The following is a 5491-nucleotide window of genomic DNA, read 5'->3' on the forward strand; positions in this document are numbered from 1 at the left end:
GATCATTCTGTCTCAACTCAGCTTGGCAGAGAGGGCACGGCACCTGGAACTACACCCTGCGGCCACAGCCACCGGCCCCGGTGCCACCTGGCCGCTACGACGACCGCACCCAGCCCGACGACCGCGCCCCCCGCTGGGCTGCGCCATCCGACCCTCACCGGCATGCAGGACAGCGAGTTCGCCGCCCTGCTCGCCTCCGTCGAACGCTATCTGCTCGACCATCCGCCGATCAGCCTGCACCACAAGCCCGCCCGCTACCGCATCCTGCGCCGCGGGCCGTTGTCGTTGTCCGACCGGCTGCTGGTCACCGTGATCCACCACCGGTGGAAGACCCAGAGGCAGGCACTCACCCGCCTGCTGGGCTCACCCCGTGGCGCCGTCGGCGACGCGATCCACGAGGTGACCCCTGTTCTGGACGGCCTCGGCCGGCGCATCCCACCCGCACCGATCACCGCACCCACCGCGCAGGACCTCACCAACCTGATCGACAAGAGCAATATCAAGAGCAGAAGTTATTAATCGGCAGCTTCCAGGGAGCCCCGTCTGTGGCTACAGAACGCTACCGACAATGGTTACCGTCCGCAAGATTTCACACACGATCTCCCGCGCAGTGCGAAGAGCCACTTTTGGCACTCCCACTTGGTATCGCCCGAAGCTGCACACGCAAGAGTGTTGAAGGTGCGGTTGGAAGGCTCGAACGAAATGATGCGGCCAGGGAAGCTGAGGACGGAGCGGACCCAACTTCCGTACTGGCCCTCGTTTGCTCCGACGTCAAGCACGACCGCGATCTCCCGGAGCAGGAGCCTTCGCCGGGCGGCGGGGGTCATCGAGCGGTTGCTGCATGGCGGGAAGCCGGTCGAGGTCTCGCGAGTCAGCACGTCCATTCCCTTCAACGGAGTTACCAAACCGGGATAGCTTCACCTCACTCGATCATCTGGAAGGTACGCCCTTCCTGGCCGATCCACAGGTCTCAACCATTGCTCCGTACCCGCTTCTCCGAGACGACACAGCGTACCGCTTGCGCTACCTGTTCGACGTCGGGCAGTGTCTGCCGCTCAAGCGGCGGGCTAAACGGCGTCGGCACATCTGCAGCCGTCACTCGTAGCGGGGCCGCCCTCAGACGCCAGAACCACTCCTCGGCGAGCGAGGCGACAAGCTCGCTCGCGAAGCTGCAGGTGCGGGGTGCCGGATCGACGACGACGACCCGGCCGGTCTTCTCAACCGAAGCGCTAATCGTCTCGTGATCCAACGGAACGAGCGAACGCGGGTCGACGACCTCGACCGAGATCCCCTCCGTCTCAAGCCTCTGCGCGGCAGCAAGCGCAACTTTGACGGCACCGGCGATCGCAACCACCGTCACGTCAACCCCCTCACGCTTCACATCCGCCGAGCCGAGTGGAATCACGTAGTCTTCAACCGGGACCGGCCCCCGCATTTCGAACAGCGTGGCATCCTTGAACAGCAGCACCGGATCGTCCTCACGAATCGCTGCCGTCGTCAGCCCCTTCATGTCGTACGGAGTGCTCGGAACGACGATCTTCAGGCCTGGGCTGTTCGCGAACAGCGCAAACGGACGATCCGCGTGATGGGCGGCCTGCGCACTACCATAGACGACCGACGCAAGCAGCAGTAGCGGCACCCTCGCCTGCCCACCCGACATGTAGCGGATCTTCGCCGCCTGATTCACCACCTGATCCATCGCCGAGTACAGAAATGTCGAATACGCCATATCGATCACCGGGCGAAGACCCGTCAAAGCCGCCCCCACGCCGGCACCGACGAAACCCGCCTCCGAGATCGGCAGACTCAGAATGCGCTCCTCACTGAACTCCTCAAGAGGGAAACGGCCATACAGGTTGGCCCGCAAATCCTGAGCCATAAAGAACACCGACGGATCGTGACGCATCTCCTCAGCAATCGCCGCAAGGCTTGCATCGAGATATGTCAGCTGTGTCATTCCCTGCACCTCAGCTTCCATCACTTCGGGCTCCTGGCCGCAATCGGGTTGACGAACACGTCCTCGTACGCCTCACCGGGCTCGGGGAGTGGGCTTTCCTGGGCAAAACGGACAGCCTTCTCCACCTCCCCGGCCACCTCGGCCTCCAGCCGCAGAGCATTCTCGTCAGTCAATACCCCATGGCTACGGAGCTCCTCCCGGAACAACACGATCGGATCCCGTGCCCGCCACTTCTCCACCTCCTCTAGCGAGCGGTAGCGCGCCAAGCTCCCTTGCATGCCGCCGACGCCGAACTCGGCGTGCTCACGGAAGCGATACGTCTTCGCCTCAACCAGGCTCGGCCCGCCCCCGGCGCGAGCACGCGCCACCGCCGCTGAAACCGCCGCATACACCGCCAGCACATCCTGACCATCAACGCAGATACCCGGCATTGCATAGGCCGCCGCCCGGTCAGCGACATTCTCCACTGCCATCGCCTCCCGAATCGGGAACGTAGTCGCATAACCATTGTTCTCACAGAGGAAAACCGTCGGCACACGCCAAATCGCCGCCAGATTCAACGCCTCGTGGAACGGACCCGTGTTCGCAGCGCCATCACCAAAAAAGCTCAGACACACCCGATCTGTCCCACGCATCTTCGCGCTCAATCCTACTCCAACCGCGATCGGCAAACTCCCGCCAACAATTCCTGACTCACCAAGGCTGCCTGCCGAGAAATCAGCCAGATGCAACGACCCACCCTTGCCTCGGCAGACCCCTGTTGACTTCCCAAGGAGCTCAGCCATCAACGGAGCAAGTTGCGAACCTTTACCGATCGGATGACCGTGCGACCGATGATAACCCGTCATATAGTCATCGCCGCGAAGAGCCATACACGCCCCAACAACCGCAGCCTCATGCCCAATCGAGGTATGAATCGGTCCAGGAAGCAAGCCCTTCGCGTGCAACTCAACAGCACGCTCATCGAAGCGCCGAATACGCAGCATCCTCCGCTGCATCTCGATCAAACGCTCGCTACTCAGACTCGCATCTACGACAGCCATCTGAGTGATCTGTGAAATCTCGTTCATCGTACTCCCTGTTCGTCGGTCCGTCCCGCGCCGGGTCAGTCGACGCGTGCGGACTGCCACTCGTACTTGTCGAACCAGTTGCCTGCCGAGATGGGGTCGACCATCTCGACCGACTGCTCTATGGCCTCATCGGCAGTCATGTAGGACCCGGGGTGACGGCGCTCCAGCTGCGGTCGAAGTTGGGGTCGTACTGCCAGTTGTGCTCCATGCTCGTTGCCGTGGGCGCGATGGCGTTGACCCGCACGCGCGGCGCGAGCTCCACGTGTCATCGCCTCCAGGCCGCCCTTTGAAGCGGTGTAGACGGAGTGGTACCGGAGCATCAGGGTGGCGGCACAGGTCGAGATGTTGATGATCGACCCACCCCGCTCCCCCATCGCGGCCACCGCCGCCATGGTCGTCAAGAAGGCGCCCCGAAGGTTGGTGTTGATGGCGTCGTCCCAGTCCTCGGCAATCACCGCTCGCGCCGGGCCAAGGCGGACACGCGCGGCGTTGTTGACGAGCACATCGACGCTGCCAAGCTCGCGATGGGCCGTGTCGATCAACTGCTGAGCATTCTCGGGGACGCCTACGTCAGCGCTGACCGCCACGGCGATGCCGCCGGCCTCCTGTACACGCCGGCACGTCTGCTCGGTGCCCGCGCGGTCGTTCTTGTAGTTGACGACCACATTTGCGCCGGCCTGGCCGAGGCCGATCGCCAGCGCACGGCCAATCCCCTTGCTGGAGCCGGTGACGACGGCCACCTTGCCGTCGAGCGCGCTTGCGGAGGTCATGCGTCTCCCTTCGGGCAGCGGACTGAGGGCTTGGGGCGCGAGCGGGGTTGGTCGTGGAGTGTTCGTCTCACCGTCTCGGCCCAGTCGGCCCGCCGGCTGAGCAGCCACCGCGCGGCCTCCTGCGCGCCGGCGAGTGAGTGGTATTCGGCCGCTCCGCATTCGGACGGGTTGGCGAGCACCACTTCGGTGGCGGCCTGGATCGCCTCCAGGGCCTGAGCGACCAGTCGCGAGATCTTGCCGAAGTCGACGGCTCCGAGCGTGATGATGTAGAAGCCGGTCCGACAGCCCATGACGCCGACGTTGAGGACCGAGTCGCTGCGCTCTTTGAGGTAGACGGCGAGCATGTGCTCCAGGGAATGGAGCACGGGCCCGGGCACCGCGGCGACGTTGGGTTGCCCGACGCGGAAGTCCCACACGGTGGCGTCGAGGCCCGAGGCGCTGAGGATGCGCGACGCCACCCGCAAGAACGGCACGTCCATGTCGCGGTGGTCGAGTTCGGTGGGCTCCAGGTTCATGTGTGTCGCTCCCGTCTCTCGCTTACGCGCCGGCGATGGCACGCAGGTCGGCCAGGGCGCGCTGCAGCTCGGCGTCGGTGATGCCGTCGAGGTAGGCGATCTTGCCAGGGCGGTACTCGCCCTCGCTGCTGACTGGGGCCGGGATGAGCTGCCGGCCGCCGCGGTGGCGGGCAGTGTCGGCCAGGGCGCGGGTCAGCCGCTCGGGGTGTTCCAGGACGGGATGCCAGAGCGGCAGGCCCAGCAGCCGGGCTAGGGCGACGATGCGGTCGCGGTGAGGCGTCTCCAGGTATCCGCGCCGCCAGGACAGCATCGTCGTCCAGAGCAGGTCGAGGACCACGGCCTCACCATGTGTGACCTCCGGTTCCATACCCGGCGAGATGCCATGTCCTCCATAGCTGGCGCGGGCGGGGTTGTCCTCAAACGGGTTGTTGCTCAGCTCCTTGGACATCGCCTGGAGCGTGCGCGCCAGGACGGCGAGCGTGTCGGGGTCCTGGCCCTGGAAGTGCTCCACGATCAGGCGGGGGCCGGGGTCTTCCAGGAGCCCGAAGACCTCACCATCGAGCATGAGGCCGACCTTGTAGATTTCGCCGACGCCGTCGAGCACCTGCTCGCGGGTCAACGTCCCGAGGCACTGCGACAGGCCGTAGGCGGCCGCGGGCGGGTGGTAGGACCCAACGCGGTTCTTGTAGCCGTGATTGACGGCAGTCTTGATCGCGAACATCACGTCGATCATGGCGACGAGCGTGGTGCCGTAGTTCCTACGTTCGATCCCTCGCCGGTAACGGTTGGCGGCCTCTCCGGCGGTGTCGAGGACCGACCCGCCGCCGAAGATCAGCATGGGCTCGTCGAACCGCTGGACCCCCCACTCGTCCATGGCCGCACAGATCCGGGCAACGGTGTGCTCGGTCTTGGACGCCTCGCCGCCGGGGATGAGGAATGGCGTGTTGTGCTCGATTCCGTAGCGTTTCAGCAGCGCCAGGATGCGATGGCCGTACAGGACGTAGACCGTCTGGTCGATCACCACGAACCGGCGCCGGGATCGCTTCCGCGAACCGAACAGGTCGGGATCATCGCTCGAGCGGAAGTCCAGGAGGTCAGGCAGGATGATCGCCGTCCAACGGAGCTCGCGGGCGGCACGGAAGTTCACGACCTCCGGCTGGGGTGTGGTGGGGTCCGGCG

The 5491-nt window shown here is 65.0% G+C and carries 5 protein-coding genes and 1 pseudogene; 1 reads left to right on the plus strand and 5 read right to left on the minus strand.

Going from position 1 to position 5491, the window contains the following annotated elements:
• Positions 1-519: pseudogene (locus DD1DGNOD_RS09125) on the plus strand (ISAzo13 family transposase); the annotation flags it as partial.
• 451 nt (positions 520-970) lie between these two features.
• On the opposite strand, the gene DD1DGNOD_RS09130 reads toward DD1DGNOD_RS09125, so the two are convergent.
• From DD1DGNOD_RS09130 to DD1DGNOD_RS09150, 5 genes are all read right to left on the minus strand, one after another.
• Complete coding sequence (locus DD1DGNOD_RS09130) at positions 971-1978, minus strand: alpha-ketoacid dehydrogenase subunit beta (RefSeq protein WP_241255591.1); 1008 nt, start codon at positions 1976-1978, stop codon at positions 971-973.
• Complete coding sequence (locus DD1DGNOD_RS09135) at positions 1978-3027, minus strand: thiamine pyrophosphate-dependent dehydrogenase E1 component subunit alpha (protein ID WP_241255590.1); 1050 nt, start codon at positions 3025-3027, stop codon at positions 1978-1980. The genes DD1DGNOD_RS09130 and DD1DGNOD_RS09135 overlap by 1 nt, the downstream gene beginning before the upstream one ends.
• A 35-nt stretch (positions 3028-3062) precedes the next feature.
• Entirely contained in the window at positions 3063-3797 is a 735-nt protein-coding gene (locus DD1DGNOD_RS09140) for an SDR family NAD(P)-dependent oxidoreductase (protein WP_165036547.1), read from the minus strand.
• Positions 3794-4312: an S-ribosylhomocysteine lyase gene (locus DD1DGNOD_RS09145; protein WP_131769893.1), complete on the minus strand. Its 519-nt coding sequence runs from the start codon at positions 4310-4312 to the stop codon at positions 3794-3796. The genes DD1DGNOD_RS09140 and DD1DGNOD_RS09145 overlap by 4 nt, the downstream gene beginning before the upstream one ends.
• A 22-nt stretch (positions 4313-4334) precedes the next feature.
• A partial coding sequence (locus tag DD1DGNOD_RS09150) for a 3-dehydroquinate synthase family protein (RefSeq protein WP_206443044.1) occupies positions 4335-5491 on the minus strand: 1157 nt, incomplete at its 5' end.

Source organism: Candidatus Protofrankia californiensis (assembly GCF_900634765.1).
In the GTDB taxonomy this organism is placed as follows: domain Bacteria; phylum Actinomycetota; class Actinomycetes; order Frankiales; family Frankiaceae; genus Protofrankia; species Protofrankia californiensis.